Annotated in this window: 12 protein-coding genes; 9 read left to right on the forward strand and 3 right to left on the reverse strand. The window is 32.7% G+C overall.

The features are described 5' to 3' along the window. Positions 1-144: 144 nt before the first annotated feature. From AAC024_RS09815 to AAC024_RS09825, 3 genes are all read left to right on the forward strand, one after another. Complete coding sequence (locus AAC024_RS09815) at positions 145-2,001, forward strand: DNA topoisomerase IV subunit B (protein ID WP_339895208.1); 1,857 nt, start codon at positions 145-147, stop codon at positions 1,999-2,001. 140 nt (positions 2,002-2,141) lie between these two features. Continuing rightward, positions 2,142-4,790 carry a DNA gyrase/topoisomerase IV subunit A gene (locus AAC024_RS09820; RefSeq protein WP_339895209.1) on the forward strand — a complete coding sequence of 883 codons (2,649 nt, stop codon included), beginning with the start codon at positions 2,142-2,144 and terminating at the stop codon, positions 4,788-4,790. 284 nt (positions 4,791-5,074) lie between these two features. Beyond that, complete coding sequence (locus tag AAC024_RS09825) at positions 5,075-5,863, forward strand: endonuclease/exonuclease/phosphatase family protein (protein WP_339895210.1); 789 nt, start codon at positions 5,075-5,077, stop codon at positions 5,861-5,863. A gap of 7 nt (positions 5,864-5,870) precedes the next feature. On the opposite strand, the gene AAC024_RS09830 is transcribed toward AAC024_RS09825, so the two are convergent. The 3 genes from AAC024_RS09830 to AAC024_RS09840 all read right to left on the reverse strand — a co-directional run bounded on the left by AAC024_RS09830 (position 5,871) and on the right by AAC024_RS09840 (position 9,023). Further along, positions 5,871-6,212, reverse strand: a complete 342-nt coding sequence (locus tag AAC024_RS09830) for a P-II family nitrogen regulator (protein ID WP_339895211.1) — start codon at positions 6,210-6,212, stop codon at positions 5,871-5,873. Positions 6,213-6,247: 35 nt separating this feature from the next. Continuing rightward, complete coding sequence (locus AAC024_RS09835) at positions 6,248-7,501, reverse strand: ammonium transporter (RefSeq protein WP_339895212.1); 1,254 nt, start codon at positions 7,499-7,501, stop codon at positions 6,248-6,250. Between the two features lie 256 nt (positions 7,502-7,757). Continuing rightward, on the reverse strand, positions 7,758-9,023 hold the full coding sequence (locus tag AAC024_RS09840) for a carboxypeptidase-like regulatory domain-containing protein (RefSeq protein ID WP_339895213.1): 1,266 nt from the start codon (positions 9,021-9,023) through the stop codon (positions 7,758-7,760). A gap of 224 nt (positions 9,024-9,247) precedes the next feature. Between AAC024_RS09840 and bshC the strand changes: the two genes are divergently transcribed. The 6 genes from bshC to AAC024_RS09870 all read left to right on the forward strand — a co-directional run bounded on the left by bshC (position 9,248) and on the right by AAC024_RS09870 (position 16,794). Beyond that, positions 9,248-10,849 (forward strand): bacillithiol biosynthesis cysteine-adding enzyme BshC, encoded by a 1,602-nt coding sequence (bshC, locus tag AAC024_RS09845; protein ID WP_339895214.1) that lies wholly within the window; start codon positions 9,248-9,250, stop codon positions 10,847-10,849. Between the two features lie 3 nt (positions 10,850-10,852). After that, positions 10,853-12,226, forward strand: a complete 1,374-nt coding sequence (locus AAC024_RS09850; protein ID WP_339895215.1) for an aminotransferase class V-fold PLP-dependent enzyme — start codon at positions 10,853-10,855, stop codon at positions 12,224-12,226. 60 nt (positions 12,227-12,286) lie between these two features. After that, on the forward strand, positions 12,287-13,822 hold the full coding sequence (gene guaA / locus AAC024_RS09855) for a glutamine-hydrolyzing GMP synthase (protein ID WP_339895216.1): 1,536 nt from the start codon (positions 12,287-12,289) through the stop codon (positions 13,820-13,822). A gap of 222 nt (positions 13,823-14,044) precedes the next feature. Then, a complete protein-coding gene (locus AAC024_RS09860) occupies positions 14,045-15,979 on the forward strand; it encodes a LysM peptidoglycan-binding domain-containing protein (protein ID WP_339895217.1) in 1,935 nt (644 codons plus the stop codon). A 42-nt stretch (positions 15,980-16,021) separates the two neighbouring features. Then, positions 16,022-16,564, forward strand: a complete 543-nt coding sequence (locus AAC024_RS09865; protein WP_339895218.1) for a DUF922 domain-containing protein — start codon at positions 16,022-16,024, stop codon at positions 16,562-16,564. Beyond that, entirely contained in the window at positions 16,564-16,794 is a 231-nt protein-coding gene (locus tag AAC024_RS09870) for a DUF3820 family protein (RefSeq protein WP_339895219.1), read from the forward strand. Before AAC024_RS09865 ends, AAC024_RS09870 begins: the two co-directional genes overlap by 1 nt. The last annotated feature ends 153 nt before the right edge of the window (positions 16,795-16,947 follow it).

A 16,947-nucleotide genomic window follows, 5' to 3' on the forward strand; every position in this document is an offset into this window, starting at 1 on the left:
ATTTGTAGAGTATAGCCACTGCGACTGAAAACTGCGACTGCGACTTATTAATATATATTGTTAATTACTTTGTAACATAGCTGTTTTATTTTTTGAAAGGTTACACTATATTAGCATCCCCTCACTAAATTTTCTATTAAATAAATGGCGCAAGAAACCAAATATACCGAAGATAATATACGTTCATTAGACTGGAAAGAGCATATCCGAATGCGTCCAGGAATGTATATTGGAAAACTCGGTGATGGATCTTCACCAGATGATGGTATCTATATTCTTCTTAAGGAAGTTTTAGACAATTCTATAGATGAGTTTGTGATGGGAGCTGGGAAAACTATAGAAATTTCCATTCAAGGCACTAAAGTTACGGTACGTGATTATGGAAGAGGTATTCCGTTAGGGAAAGTGGTAGATGTAGTTTCCAAAATGAATACTGGAGGAAAGTACGATTCTAAAGCGTTTAAAAAATCGGTAGGATTAAATGGTGTTGGTACTAAAGCTGTAAATGCCTTATCATCATTTTTTAGAGTAGAATCTACAAGAGATAGTAAAAGTGCTTCCGCTGAATTTGCACAAGGTAATTTAACCAATGAAGAATTATTAAAAGATACATCAAGACGAAAAGGTACTAAAGTATCTTTCATTCCAGACGATGTCATTTTTAAAAACTATAAATATAGAAGTGAGTATGTTGTGAAAATGCTCAAAAACTATGTGTATCTAAACCCAGGTTTAACCATAGTTTTTAACGGTGAAAAGTATTATAGCGAAAATGGTTTAAAAGATTTACTAGCCGAGAAAATTGCCGAAACAGATTTGTTGTATCCAATTATTCATTTAAGGGGAGAGGATATTGAAGTGGCGCTAACACACAGTAAAACACAATATAGCGAAGAGTATAATAGTTTTGTGAATGGTCAAAACACCACGCAAGGAGGCACACATCTTAATGCGTTTAGAGAATCATTAGTTAGAACCATTCGTGAATTTTACGGGAAGAATTACGATGCTTCAGATATTAGAAAATCTGTAGTTAGTGCCATAGCCATTAAGGTGATGGAGCCCATTTTTGAAAGCCAAACAAAAACCAAGTTAGGATCTACAGACATGGGTGGTGATTTACCAACAGTGAGAACCCATATTAATGACTTTTTAAAAACAAAACTGGATAACTATTTACATAAAAATCAAGATACAGCTGAAAAGATTCAACGTAAAATATTACAAGCAGAACGTGAGCGAAAAGAGCTATCGGGAATTAGAAAATTAGCAAAAGATAGAGCCAAAAAAGCAAGTCTTCATAACAAGAAGTTACGTGATTGCCGCGTACATTTTGGTGATACTAAAAACGAACGTAATTTAGAGTCAACACTTTTTATTACCGAGGGAGATTCTGCATCTGGAAGTATTACAAAATCTCGCGATGTAAATACGCAAGCGGTATTCAGTTTAAAAGGAAAACCCTTAAATTGCTACGGACTTAGTAAAAAGATTGTTTATGAAAATGAAGAGTTCAATTTATTGCAAGCCGCTTTAAATATTGAAGAATCTCTAGAAGATTTGCGTTATAACAATGTGGTAATTGCAACAGATGCCGATGTGGATGGAATGCATATTCGTTTATTGCTCATTACATTTTTCCTGCAGTTTTTTCCTGAAGTTATAAAACAAGGGCATTTATATATATTACAAACACCATTATTTAGAGTTAGAAATAAAAAGGAAACTATTTATTGTTATTCTGAAGAAGAACGACGGAATGCTATAGAAAAGCTTAAACCAAAACCAGAAATCACTAGATTTAAAGGGTTAGGTGAAATATCGCCAGATGAGTTTAAACATTTTATAGGAGATGATATTCGTTTAGACCCTATCATGTTAGATGATAATATGTCTATTGAAGACTTGTTATCTTTCTATATGGGGAAAAACACACCAACTCGTCAAGAGTTTATTATTGATAATTTGAAGGTTGAATTGGATATTATCGAGGAAAGCTAAATTAATAATATTTCTGCAATAGTTTGTCTTGAAAGACATTACAGCAGGAATTCATAAACAAAACTAAAATGTTATATATCAAGAATAAAAAAAAGGGAAGAACATATCTTAATGGAAAACCAAAAAATTAAGAGTTTTTAATGGCAGAAGATCAAAACGACGATTTAGAAAACGAACATAATGAGCCCCAAGAAACCATTACCAGAATTACTGGTATGTACAAGGATTGGTTTTTAGACTACGCATCGTATGTTATTTTAGAGCGTGCTGTACCAGCCATAGAAGACGGTTTTAAACCCGTGCAGCGCCGTATTATGCATTCTATGAAAGATCTTGATGATGGTCGCTATAGCAAAGTAGCAAACATCGTTGGGCATACTATGCAATACCATCCGCATGGTGATGCGAGTATTGCTGATGCTATGGTACAAATTGGTCAGAAAGATTTGTTAATTGATACCCAAGGAAACTGGGGAAATATTTTAACAGGAGACCGAGCAGCGGCATCTCGTTATATTGAAGCACGAATTTCTAAGTTTGGATTAGATGTTGTTTTTAATCCTAAAATTACCGAATGGCAATCCAGTTATGACGGACGTAGAAAAGAACCCGTAAACTTGCCAGTTATGTTTCCTTTACTTTTAGCCCAAGGAGGCGAAGGAATAGCTGTAGGGTTGTCAACTAAAATTTTGCCACATAATTTTATTGAACTCATTGATGCTTCAATCAAGTATTTACAAGGAAAAAGATTTACAATTTTACCAGATTTCCCAACAGCAGGAATTGCCGATTTTTCAAATTATAATGATGGAAACAGAGGTGGTAAAGTTCGTGTACGCGCCAAAATTTCACAATTAGATAAAAACACACTGGTTATCACCGAATTACCTTTTGGAACCACAACATCATCTTTAATAGATTCTATATTAAAAGCCAATGATAAAGGTAAAATAAAGGTAAAAAAGATTGAAGATAATACGGCTGCCGAAGTTGAGATTTTGGTGCATTTACCATCAGGCTTATCTCCAGATAAAACCATAGATGCCTTGTACGCATTCACCAGTTGCGAATCATCAATTTCGCCATTAGGCTGTGTTATTGAAGATAATAAGCCGCTGTTTATTGGTGTTACAGAAATGCTGCGACGTTCTACAGATAATACGGTTCAGCTTTTAAAACAAGAATTAGAAATTAAACTTAGTGAGCTTGAAGAACAATGGCATTTTGCTTCTTTAGAGCGTATTTTTATTGAAAATAGAATTTATCGTGATATTGAAGAAGAAGAAACTTGGGATGGCGTTATAAATGCAATTGATAAAGGACTAAAACCTCATATAACACATTTAAAGCGTGCTGTAACAACAGAAGATATTGCACGTTTAACAGAAATACGAATCAAACGGATTTCAAAATTTGATATTGATAAAGCGCAACAAAAAATTGATGCATTAGAAGAACAAATTGCAGAAGTGAAAAATCATTTAGAGCATTTAATCGATTATGCTATTGCATTTTTTAAAAGGCTTAAAAAAGACTATGGTAAAGGACGCGAACGTAAAACAGAAATAAGAACTTTTGATGATGTAGATGCAACAAAAGTTATTATCCGTAACACAAAACTTTACGTAAATAGGGAAGAAGGCTTTATTGGAACGGCGTTGCGTCGTGATGAATACGTTGGCGATTGTAGCGATATTGATGATGTTATCGTATTTACCAAAGAAGGTAAAATGATGGTTACTAAAGTAGATTCTAAAACCTTTGTAGGCAAAGATATTATTCACGTTGCTGTATTCAAGAAAAAGGACAAACGTACTATTTACAATATGATTTACCGCGATGGAAAAGGCGGACCTTCATATATAAAGCGTTTTGCCGTTACCTCTATTACACGAGATAGAGAGTACGATTTAACGAATGGAAACAAAGGTTCTGTAAGTTTGTATTTCTCTGCAAACCCTAATGGGGAAGCTGAGGTTGTTACTATTAATTTACGGCAAACAGGTAGTGTCAAAAAGCTGAAATGGGATATTGATTTTGCCGATATCCTAATAAAAGGTCGTGTTTCCAAAGGTAATTTAGTTACTAAATTCACAGTGAAGCGTGTAGAGTTAAAAGAAAAAGGAGTTTCTACTTTAAAACCGCGAAGAATTTGGTTTGATGATACGGTTCAGCGTTTAAATGTTGATGGCAGAGGAGAGTTGATAGGAGAATTTCGAGGTGAAGATAAATTGCTTATTATAAATCAGTCAGGTATTGTTAAAACAGTAACTCCAGAAGTGACTATGCATTTTGATGATGATATGATAGTCATGGAGAAATGGGTTCCTAAAAAGCCTATTTCTGCAGTTTATTTTAATGGTGAAAAAGAATTGTATTATGTAAAACGTTTTTTAATAGACCAAGAAGGAAGAGAAGAATCTTTTATTTCTGAACATCCAAGTTCGCAATTAGAAATTGTTTCTACGGATTGGAAACCGATGGCAGAAATTATTTTTGCAAAAGAACGTGGTAAAGAACGTAAAGATAATTTGGAAATTAATCTTGAGGAATTTATTACCATAAAAGGGATAAGTGCATTAGGAAACCAATTAACTAAAGACAAAGTAAATCAGGTTAACCTTTTAGAACCTTTGCCTTATGAAGCTCCAGAAGAAGTTCATGCTGATGATTTAGAAGTGATTGATGAAAAAGAAGTCTTGACTGAAACTAAAAGTAAATCTTCAAATACTGATTCAGATACTGATAATTTAGATATTGAAGATGAAGGGCAAATAACATTATTTTAAAAAATTATAACTTGTCACGAAGACTTAAATTAATCATACAAAAGTTAGGTCTTGCCATAACCTTGTTACCAAGTGTTCTTTTAATATTTGGTTGTTTTTTTATTTTTTTAGCAGATAATCTTGTCTCATTTATTTTTACTCTTATTATCCCAACACTTTTAGTTTTAAATTTAATTTTTGGGATCTATTGGTTATTTAAAAAAAAGAAAGCTTTTTTGCTTTCTTTTTTTGGTGTAATCCTATATTTTTTATGTTTTGATTCATTTTTACAACTTAATTTGCCTGTGGCATCTAATTTTAATAAAACGTCATTAAAACTAGACGCTCTATCTATATTATCATTCAATACTAATGGTTTTAAGCATGATTATGATGAAAATGATTATGATGAACGTAAATTTGATACAGATGACCCAATTGTAAATTTCATAAATAATACTAACCCCGATATTTTTTGTATTCAAGAGTTTTCTGCTATTAAATATAAGTATTTTGGCAATTATCCGTATTGGTTTAAAACTAATATATTTACTTTCAATAAATCAGTAATGGCAATATTTTCGAAATATCCTATTATAGATAAGGGGTACATAACTTTCCCAAACTCATCCAATGGTGCCATGTATGTTGATTTAACTTTTAATAAAGAAATAATACGAGTCTATAATTTGCATCTTGAATCTTTTAAAGTCCCAAAAAATTTTCATTATTACAGTGAACCAACAAGTTTTAATTTTCTAAGATCACGAATTGGTAAAGCTGAAAAAATTAGAAAGGAGCAAGCTGTTTTGATAAAAGAGCATATTGATAAATTTAAAGGCAAAGTCATCATAAGTGGAGATTTTAATAGTACTCAGTTTTCATCCTCATACAATACATTGAAGGATTCAAGAAAAGATACTTTTATTGAAGCTGGTTCAGGATTTGGTGCAACTTATCCTCTTTTCAATTATCCTTTCCGGTTAGATTATATATTAGTTGATAATCGTTTTGAAGTTTTTAGCCATGAGAATTTTGACTTAAAAATCTCTGATCATGAACCTATACTTACAAGGTTATTAGTTGTAGATTAAAAAGAAATTATTTAATAGCTTCACTGCCTCTAGTCCTGGTTCTAATTCTTATAGCTTCTTCAACATTGTAAATAAAAATTTTACCATCTCCAACACTATTTTCTGAACTATTGTCTAATATAGTTTCGATACATTTTTCTAGATTATCATCACTTACAATACACATAATCATAATGCGTGTTTTTAAAATCATAGATTGTTCAGTACCCCGGTAACGTTCAGAGTAACTTTTTTGTAACCCTGTTCCCTTTACAGGCACAACTGTTAAGCATGGAATACCAGCTTCTTTTAATCCACGTTGTACAGCTTTTAATTTTGAGGGTCTTATAATAGCTTCTACTTTTTTCATCACTGTAATGTTTAAATTTTTAGTCTCTAACTTGTTTATTCAAAAGTGGTGTAAGCTTCAACACCAAACGAAACGGCATCAATGCCAGCACTTTCTTCAGATCGATTAACACGAATACCAATAGTTTTCTTCATAATTTTCATTATAATAAATGTAACAATAAAAGAAAAAGAACCAATAACAAGTACGCCAATGGCTTGCGTAGCTAATAAACCGGTACCGCCGCCAAAGAATAAACCATCTTCAGAAGCAAATAAGCCAACGGCTATAGTACCAAATAATCCATTAACCCCATGAACCGCAATGGCTCCAACTGGGTCGTCAATTTGTATTTTGTCAATATAAAGTACCGCCATATCTACTAAAACGCCGGCAATCAACCCTATAATTATAGCAGAACCAGAATCTACAACATTACAGCCCGCTGTTACAGCTACTAGACCTGCTAACACACCATTTATAGTCATGGTAATATCAATTTGCCCATATTTGAAGTAAGTGTAAAATATGGTTGAAATTCCTCCAGCAGCAGAAGCTAAAAATGTATTTGTAGCAATAGTTCCTATTAATTCCCAATTACCTACGGCTCCAAGTGTTGATCCTGGATTAAACCCAAACCAACCAAACCATAATATAAAACCGCCAACAGCAGCCAGTGGTAAATTGTGACCAGGAATAGCCACGGGTTTACCGTTTTGGTTATATTTCCCAAGACGAGGCCCAAGAACAATAGCTGCGGCTAATGCTGCGAATCCTCCCATAGCATGAACTGCGGCAGATCCAGCAAAATCATTAAACCCTCTTAATGCGAGCCATCCATTGGGGTTCCAAACCCAATTTGCCGCCAAAGGGTACAAAATTGAACAAAAGATAAAAACATAAATGACATAAGCCCATACTTTCATTCTTTCTGCAACTGCACCTGAAACTATTGATATAGCAGCTATAGCAAAACCTAATTGAATAAACCAAAATAACTTGTTTGATACAGTAAGACCTAAACCTAAATCGTTTTCAGTAATCCCTGTGTCAAAGGCAAACCATCCGTTAGAAGCTCCATAAGCAATTCCGAAACCAACCATAAAAAATGCTATGCCGCCAAATGTTATATCTATAAAAACCTTAGCTATAATACTCATAGCATTTTTAGAACGCACAAAACCTGCCTCTAAAAGTGCAAACCCGCCTTCCATTAAAAATATAATTGCTGCACATATTGATACCCAAACGGTATCAATGGCTGAGATAAGTTCTTTTTGTTCAATTACAATGACCGCTACTTCTTCCATGAATAAGTTATTTGTTGTTTAGATGAGTTTAGTTGTTAGTGTGTTTTTTTATTTTAAAAAAGGGGCAATATATGGAATTTAAGCAGTCATCTTTTTGGTATTTTATAAAAAAGACACAAGTCATTTTAATTATATGAATTCTTGGCGTATAAAGAATGTTAGTTGAAAATAATTCAAAAAAAAACCCGAAACAGTATGTATTTTATACTGCTTCGAGATTTATAAATAATTGTTTCTAATACTTAAAGATTACTTTTTAAGTACGTTTTAACTGCTTTTGTATTTTTTTGATAGCAGATTCAATAGATTTTTCAGGTTCAATAATATTATATGCTCCCCAAAATCTTGGATCTGAAAAACCTGAAGCTTTTTCACTTAAAATAGTTGTAGGACGAATTAATTTGCTTCTTATTTTCGCAAGTTTAGTGTCGTGAATTTCCCAATCTGTAATGGCCATTTCGCTATTTAAAGTATAGGTGCTATTGAAAAGTTTACCTTTCCAATTTACTTTAAAAGTTAGAGAAATATTGCTGTAAGCATAATGCCATTTACCCTTTGTTGTTCTATAATTTACGCGGTATGAAGCCTCAGTAGGATATACATCAACTTTTCTTGGTTTTTTTCTAACATACATTTGACTTGATAATTCTCTATTTGAAACATTTAAGCTATAAACGGCATTAGTTAATGCCAAAGTTTCGGCATCAATGTATAGTTTACCATAATAAAGAGGAGTACCATTATCTTTTTTTTGCTTAAAGTTAACGACATAGATTTGTCTATCATTTATTCTTGTAGAATTACCATAACTAAATTTATATTTAGGCAAGTCTTCAGGGGTAAAAATGAATTCTGGGTATTTAATAATATCTGTATATAAATTACTAAAAGGTCCACCCTGTAGTTTTATAGCTAAAGTATCTAGTTTGGAATAATCAGTATTCTTTCTTGCTTTTATTAATTCGATATGATCTCTTCTTACATTGTTATATGGTTGTTTATGAATTTTTATAACAGCTTCTGAAAGCGATGCATTTCTTCTTCGCTTTTTTATAGTTTCGCGGTAAAAAGCAGTCATTAATGTATTGTTGTTATTGTAAATACTACTTTTCTTTTTAAGCGTTTCTTCCACTAACTCTCTAGCATCTTTCATGGTGGTGGTTACGCTAATTTCATTTAACAGGGTCATAGCAGGAGTAAGTGCTATTTTTTCATGATTCTTTATTGAAAAAATTTTTAGTTCTCTTTTTTTATACCCCAAATGAGAGATTGTTATGCGACCTTCTAAAAGCGTATTTGGTATTTTTAAAAGAAATTCACCATCAGTATTCGTCACCGTACTAATGTTAGAGTTTTTTATAACAATATCAGTAAAAACTAAAGGGGCTTTGGTGTCGCTGTCTATTACTTTTGCTTGTAACTCTGTAAAATCTAAATCTTCATCTTGCGCTAACATAGAAGTAGAATTAAATATAAATAGAGTCAGAACAATAAACAAACTGTAAAATGTTGATTTTTTCATGACTTTATTTTTTAGTGCTATTAATAGGTTTAATATACTAAATTTTGTTGTAAATAACTAAAAAACAATTGTTTATTAAGTTTTAATTAACATGTTAAAATGTTTGTATAATGTTGGCTAATTTATAAATAAAGTAAAAATAAATTTAGGTTGTGGACTTTATAAGTGTTTTTAGATTCCTGAAAATAGAATAGCTGTATATTTACATGATTTTTAGTTAAAGCATGAAGTATAATCATATAGCATTCAATAAAACAGGATATTTTTCATCATTAATTTGCGATTATTTAGATGAAAAACCACAGTTGAACCCATTTTACAATCGCTTTCCTAAGCTTGAGAATTTTAAAGCTCAAATAAAACAAAAAGGGGCGTCGTTTTCATTAGAAAATAGAAACACATTAGTTTCAGTTTTAAAAAAGCAATATCAAAATGTTGAATGTTCACAGTTAACAAAGCAACATATTGAGAGTTTAAAATCTGAGCATACGTTTACAATAACAACAGGGCATCAACTTAATTTATTCACAGGGCCACTTTATTTTCTGTATAAAATAGTATCTACTATAAATCTTTCAAAAGAATTGAAGGCAGAGTATCCTGAGAACAACTTTGTACCTATTTATTGGATGGCAACTGAAGACCATGATTTTGACGAGATTAATTATTTTAGTTTTAAAGGAAAGAAATTTCAATGGAGTAAAGATGAAGGTGGAGCTGTTGGAGAACTTTCTAACGAAGGTTTAGATGCTATTTTAGAAATGTTTTCCCAAGATTTAGGCTATACCACAAATGCTGAGAATTTAAAAGCACTTTTTAAGAAAGCATATCTAGACCATGATAATCTTTCTGATGCTACAAGATTTTTGGCAAATGAATTATTTAAGGATTATGGTTTAGTTATTATTGATGCAAATGAGAGGCCATTAAAACGTTTATTTATTTCGCATGTTGAAACAGAATTGTTAAATCAAACCGCTTTTAATGCAGTCTCTGAAATGAATGTAAAATTATCTAGCATTTCAGAAGATTATAAAATTCAAGTTAATCCCAGAGAAATAAACTTATTTTATTTAGCCAAAAATTTAAGAGAACGTATTGTTTTTGAAGATGATGTTTATAAAGTACTAAACACAGATATTATATTCAGCAAGAGTGAGATACAAAAAGAGCTCTTAGAGCACCCTGAAAGATTCTCCCCTAATGTTATTATGCGTCCGTTATATCAAGAAGTCATTTTGCCTAATCTATGTTACATTGGTGGTGGTGGTGAGTTAGCTTATTGGATGCAACTTAAAGATTATTTTGATAAAGTAGAAGTAACTTTTCCAATACTATTATTAAGAAATTCGGTTTTAATTCAAACAGAAAAACAAGCTAAAAAGCTTAAAAAACTAGATGTTTCTATAGAAGATATTTTCTTAAAGCGGGATGCATTAATTAATAAAAAGGTTAGAGAAATATCTAATATTGATATTGATTTTTCAATTCAAAAGAATCAGTTAAAACAACAGTTTGAAAACTTATTCAATCTTGCAAAAAAAACTGATAAATCTTTTTTGGGGGCTATAAAAGCTCAAGAAATAAAACAGTTAAAAGGACTTGAAAATCTTGAAAAACGTTTGCTGAAAGCACAAAAAAGAAAACTATCTGATGAAGTTGGGAGAATGACTGATATTCAAAATAAATTATTCCCGAATGGTAATTTACAAGAGCGAAATACCAACTTCTCAGAGTTTTATTTGGAATATGGGGAGCAGTTAATTCCTAATCTAATTGAAAATTTAAAGCCTTTGAAAAATGAGTTTACAATTTTAACAGTATAGACAATGCACAAAATAGATATTGATTTAGTTGACATGACTATGGATGTCATGAAGTACGTAATAGATAGGCTTTCTTCAACAAAACAAAAGATTGGTAAGCCCAAAAAAGAAGAAGAGCTTAAAGCTTTAGTAGGGGAAACCATTACAGAAAATGGGATAGGTGGCGAGAAAGCCTTTAAACTATGGAAGAAACATTTAACCAAATGTAATGTACCTATTGACCATCCTAGGCATTTGGCTTTTGTTCCGGCATCGCCAACTCGAGCAGCGGTTATGTTCGATTTGGTTACGTCTGCTTCAAGTATTCATGGAGCCTATTGGATGGAAGGTGCAGGGGGCATTTTTTGCGAAAACGAAGCCATGCGATGGATAGTATCCTTAACAGGTTTACCTGAAGGTGCTTTTGGTGTTTTTACAAGTGGAGGAACAGCTGCTAATCTTTCGGCGATTGTTACAGCTAGAGAATATTGGCGTAGCCTAAAACAGCGAAATAACTTAGAAAAGGGACTTATTATTACATCAATAGGAGCACACTCTTCTATTAAAGCTATGGCAAAAGTGGCTGATATAGATGTACTCTTAGTAGATACTGAAGATAAACTAGAAAAAGAGGCTTTAGAAGTTACAATTAAGAATTTGCCAATACAACAAAGGCAACGTTTATTTGCAGTTGTTGGTACTGGAGGCACAACAAACGCTGGTATTGTAGACGATTTAGAGGGAATTGCTGAAGTATGTGATAAAGAAAAATTATGGTTTCATGTGGATGCTGCTTATGGTGGTGGAGCTTTAGTTGCAGATTCAGTGCGTCATTTATTTAATGGTATAGAAAAGGCGGATAGTATAACCATAGATCCTCATAAGTGGATGTTTTCTCCCTATGATTGTGGTGCTGTTATATATAAAGATCCTGAATTAGCTAAAAAGGCTCACTCACAACAAGGTTCGTATTTAGATATTTTTAAAGATGAAGGCGCGCACGGTTTTAATCCAACCGATTATCAAATACAACTCACGCGTCGGGTACGTGGTTTGCCGTTATGGTTTTCATTAGCAACCCATGGAACAGATAGATATAAGGAAGCTGTAGAAAGAGGTATTGAATTGGCACAAATTGCAGGTAGATTAATTGAAGAAAATCCAAATGTAGAACTGGTACGAGAACCAAGTTTGTCTTGTGTTTTATATAGAAGAATAGGATGGAAACCTGAAGATTATACGCATTGGACCTATGAAAATCATGAAAAGGGATTTGCTTTGGTAACGCCTACAAAGTGGAAAAAAGGAGATATTTATGAAACGGTTTCACGTTTTTGTTTTATAAACCCAGATACCACAGAAAAAGATATAAAACTCATTTTGGATTCCATGGTATAAAAATTTAAAAAAATCGAGATTCATAATTCGTCAATATAAAATCAATTCCTATTTTTGCGCATGCAACATGACAAGGTATTAATTTTAGACTTCGGATCGCAGTACACACAACTTATTGCCCGTAGAGTTAGAGAACTCAACATATACTCCGAAATATATCCATTTAATAAAATCCCAACAAACATAGCAGATTACAAAGCAGTAATTCTGTCTGGTAGCCCAATTTCTGTAAGAGGAGAAGATGCATTGCATCCTGATTTATCAGATATTAGAGGTAAAAAACCAATGCTTGCCGTTTGTTACGGCGCACAATATTTATCTCATTTCTCAGGTGGAGAGGTAGCACCGTCAAACACGAGAGAATATGGACGCGCTAATTTATCCTTCATTCAAAAAGGGGAGCCATTTTTTGCTAGTATTTCTGAAGGAAGCCAAGTTTGGATGAGTCATAGCGATACCATTAAAGCATTACCAACACATGCGGTTTTGCTAGCGAGTACAAATGATGTTAAAAATGCAGCATTTAGAATAGAAGGAGAACCTACTTATGCTATTCAGTTTCACCCAGAGGTATATCATTCTAAAGATGGAAAACAATTATTAGAAAACTTTTTGGTTAAGATTGCAGATATAAATCAAGATTGGACACCAGATTCTTTTGTTGAAGAAACAGTTGAAGCCATTCAGGAAAAAGTAGGGAACGATAAAGTCGTTTTAGGACTTTCTGGAGGTGTAGATTCTACGGTTGCTGCGGTGTTATTAAACAAAGCCATTGGTAAAAACTTATACTGCATTTTCGTAAATAATGGTTTATTACGTAAAAATGAATTTGAAAGCGTTTTAACTCAATACGAAGGTATGGGCCTAAACGTAAAAGGCGTGGATGCATCCAATCGTTTTTTAGATGCATTAAAGGGAATTGAAGACCCAGAGAAAAAACGTAAAGCCATTGGAAATTCTTTTATTGAGGTTTTTGATGATGAAGCACATAAATTAGAAGATGTAAAATGGTTGGCTCAAGGTACTATTTATCCTGATGTTATAGAGAGCGTTTCTGCTACTGGCGGACCATCTGCAACTATAAAAAGTCATCATAATGTAGGCGGATTACCAGATTTTATGAAGCTTAAAATTGTAGAACCACTTCGGGCTATTTTTAAAGATGAAGTAAGACGGGTTGGGGCTACATTAGGAATTGATCCCGAATTATTAGGGCGTCATCCGTTTCCTGGTCCAGGTTTAGGTATTCGTATTTTAGGAGATATTACTGCTGAAAAAGTGCGTATGCTTCAAGAAGTTGATGCGATTTTTATAAACGGTTTGAAGGAATGGGGACTTTACGATAAAGTATGGCAAGCAGGAGCTATGTTGCTTCCAGTAAATAGCGTTGGTGTTATGGGAGATGAACGTACTTATGAAAAATGTGTAGCACTTAGAGCTGTTGAAAGTACAGATGGTATGACTGCAGATTGGGTAAACTTACCTTATGAATTCCTTCAAAAAACATCAAATGATATAATAAATAAGGTTAAAGGCGTTAATAGAGTAGTTTACGATATTAGTTCGAAACCGCCGGCAACTATTGAGTGGGAATGATTTAGTTGGTAGTATGCAGTATGCAGTCGCAGTTCGGAGTATAGTAGAATAAGTATATGACTGTTTACTGAAGACTGCTTACTGCCGACTGTAAACTTTTTTGGCATGCTATGTGCTAATAATTAAGAAAAAAGATTTTGTTTCAATCCTTAACAAAGAATGAAGCGTATATAATTAAAGTAGTCAGGTTTTATTATATTTATATCTTGTAGATTAAACAACATGAAGAGATTTTTATTAGTACTTATTTTGGTTTTAGCATTTGGTTTTACATCAGTTGAAGCACAAAATTTTAGCACCCATCAGGTTAAAAAAGGAGAAACTATTGAGGCTATTGCAAAGCGCTATTTTGTAACGCCTTTTGATATTTATAGGCTTAATCCGGATGCTAAAAAAGAATTAAAACCAAATACGATTTTAATTATTCCTATTTCCAAAGCTAAAAAACCAAGGGTTACTATAAATAAGGAACTTCAAGGGTTTAAGGAGCATAGAACTAAGCGAAAAGAAACACTTTATAGCTTGTCCAAAAAGTATAATATTACTGAGGATGATATAAAGAAATATAATAAGTTCTTGTATGCAAACGCTTTACGTAAAGGCGACAGACTGCAAATTCCAAAATATAAAATTACTGAAATTATTGAAGAAGTAGAACCTACTAAGGAATACACGGTAGAACCTAAAGAAGGGAAATGGCGAATTGCATATAAATTTGGAATTACTGTTGAAGAGTTAGAAGTCTTGAATCCAGATATGGCTGCCATTTTAAAAGAAGGTGAAGTTATTAATGTGCCCAACTTAGATGAAGAAGCCCAGAAACAATTTGACGATAAATATAGTTACTACAAAGTATTGCCAAAAGAGGGTTTTTACCGCTTAAAACTTAAATTAAATTTAGAACAAGACCAATTAGAGGCTTTAAACCCAGAGTTAAAAGAGACAGGATTAAAGTCTGGTATGATTTTGAAAATACCATATTCTGATACAATAGAAGGTGTTATTGAAGGCGCATCCGAAGCGGTTAATTTGGTTAATAGTATTTCGGATTATGAAACAAAGCATATTGCTATTATGCTGCCCTTTAGAATGCATCGTGTTGATTTTGATTCTATAGCCGATGCTAAAAAGAGTTTAAATAAAGACCCTTATTTAGGTGTGTCTCTTGATTTTCATTCGGGTGTTTTAATGGCTCTAGATTCTTTGAAATCATTAGGTGTTTCTTTAAAGGTTGATGTTTATGATACGAGATATGAGGTTAGCGAAGTTTCAAGAATTATAAGGGAACATGATTTTGAAAACGTTGATGCTGTTATTGGGCCTTTAACACCTGCAAGTTTTAATAAAGTGGCTTCGGAATTAAAACGATATAATACGCCTGTTATTTCGCCAATAGGCACAGATTTAAAATTGTACGATAACGTGTTTCAATCCAGACCTTCTGATGATTTATTAAAAAATAAGGTTATTAATTTTGCGAAATCAGATTCGTTGGTTGGTAATATTATTGTAATTGCCGATACGAAAAATATAACCGTAGCAAATGAGCTTAAGCGCGAATTTATTGGGGCTAAGGTGGTGTATTCTAGAAAAAACAAAGAGGGTAAAGATGAGTTTTTCGTTACCAAAGAGGATATTGAAGGGGCGTTAAAACCAGGAAAAAACATGGTGTTTTTGGAAACCCAAAATGAAGGTTATGCTTCAAATGTCACAAGTGTTTTGGCGTCTTTAAATAATAAAGTAGATCCTGAATCAGAAGAAGAACCTTCAGAAATTGTACTAGTTACTACAAATATTAATTCAGCTTTTGAAGGCGAACAAATAAATAACACACACTTATCTAGTTTACAATTCCATTTTGCTACAGCTGCTAAAGAATACAGTGAAAATGATAATAATGCTTTCGTTAAAAAGTATGAAAAGCTTTATAATATCACGCCAAATAAGAGAGCGGTTAGAGGTTTTGATTTAACCATGGATGTGGTATTACGTTTAGTCTCTTCTGATGATTTATATGCATCCGTAATTAACGCACCACTAACAGAGTATGTAGAAAATAAGTTTGCTTATAAAAAGAAACTTTTTGGAGGTTATTATAACGATTCGGTATATCTTGTTAAGTATGATGATTTAACTATTGTTGAAGTAAAACAATAAGATTTAAGGGGATCCGTTTTATGTTTCAATAGTTTATAATCTGTGATTAGAATCCTTCTTTTATTATGTTGTTTGGGTTTTGTTCAAAATGATGAACCTGTTTTATCTTGGAACGAAACTTACAACTTAACATGGCAAGATTTTAAAGCAAAACCTAATACCAATGATAGTGCAGTTGCTATAACAGCTTCAGGAATTACTTTTGGTTTTTCCATTAGGCAAACTGATAATAATGACGTACTTAGTTTTTCATCAGAAGTTCATGCACAGTTTTATCCGGAGCAATCGTGGTATAAAACAGAGCAAGCCGATGCCCATATTTTAGAGCATGAACAATTGCACTTTGATATTACTGAATTGTACGCACGCATATTTAGATATCGTATCAGACAAATTAAGATTTCAAATAGCGTTAGGCGGCAGCTAAAGAAAATTCATAATGATATTGAAATAGAATTGTCTCAGATGCAAAATAAGTATGATAGTGAAACCGATTATTCTAGAAAGTTTCAAGCTCAATCCATATGGAAAATTTATGTGGATACTGAACTTAATAACTATTCAAAATACAAATCTGTAGATTAATGCTTCCAGATAAACAATTTCTAATAGACTTGGCACATACTAAAATGCCTTACGGGAAATACAAAGACCGTTATTTAATAGATTTACCTGAATATTATGTGGTTTGGTATCATAATAAAGGGTTTCCTAAAGGGAAATTAGGAACTATGCTAGAACAGGTTTATGAGTTGAAGTTAAATGGTCTGGAGGAACTGATTTGGAATATTAGGAAACAATACCCCAAAAAATAAGCTTAAAAAAAAGAGGCTGTCTGAAAAGTCAATTTTGGAGTAAATTGTCACATTGAGCGCAGTCGAAATGCATTGAAAATCAAGATTATAACGTTTTCGACTGCGCTCAAACTGACAACTCGAAAAACTTTTCAGACAGCCTCTTTTATTTAT

Source organism: uncultured Algibacter sp., from assembly GCF_963976535.1.
Taxonomy (GTDB): domain Bacteria; phylum Bacteroidota; class Bacteroidia; order Flavobacteriales; family Flavobacteriaceae; genus Algibacter_B.

What these genes read in the sequence shown, in the direction of transcription:
- AAC024_RS09815 (WP_339895208.1), top strand. Translation starts at nt 145, where the DNA reads ATGGCGCAAGAAACCAAATATACCGAAGATAATATACGTTCATTAGAC.
- AAC024_RS09820 (WP_339895209.1), top strand. Translation starts at nt 2,142, where the DNA reads ATGGCAGAAGATCAAAACGACGATTTAGAAAACGAACATAATGAGCCC.
- AAC024_RS09830 (WP_339895211.1), bottom strand. Translation starts at nt 6,212, where the DNA reads ATGAAAAAAGTAGAAGCTATTATAAGACCCTCAAAATTAAAAGCTGTA.
- AAC024_RS09835 (WP_339895212.1), bottom strand. Translation starts at nt 7,501, where the DNA reads ATGGAAGAAGTAGCGGTCATTGTAATTGAACAAAAAGAACTTATCTCA.
- AAC024_RS09840 (WP_339895213.1), bottom strand. Translation starts at nt 9,023, where the DNA reads ATGAAAAAATCAACATTTTACAGTTTGTTTATTGTTCTGACTCTATTT.
- bshC (WP_339895214.1), top strand. Translation starts at nt 9,248, where the DNA reads ATGAAGTATAATCATATAGCATTCAATAAAACAGGATATTTTTCATCA.
- AAC024_RS09850 (WP_339895215.1), top strand. Translation starts at nt 10,853, where the DNA reads ATGCACAAAATAGATATTGATTTAGTTGACATGACTATGGATGTCATG.
- guaA (WP_339895216.1), top strand. Translation starts at nt 12,287, where the DNA reads ATGCAACATGACAAGGTATTAATTTTAGACTTCGGATCGCAGTACACA.
- AAC024_RS09860 (WP_339895217.1), top strand. Translation starts at nt 14,045, where the DNA reads ATGAAGAGATTTTTATTAGTACTTATTTTGGTTTTAGCATTTGGTTTT.
- AAC024_RS09870 (WP_339895219.1), top strand. Translation starts at nt 16,564, where the DNA reads ATGCTTCCAGATAAACAATTTCTAATAGACTTGGCACATACTAAAATG.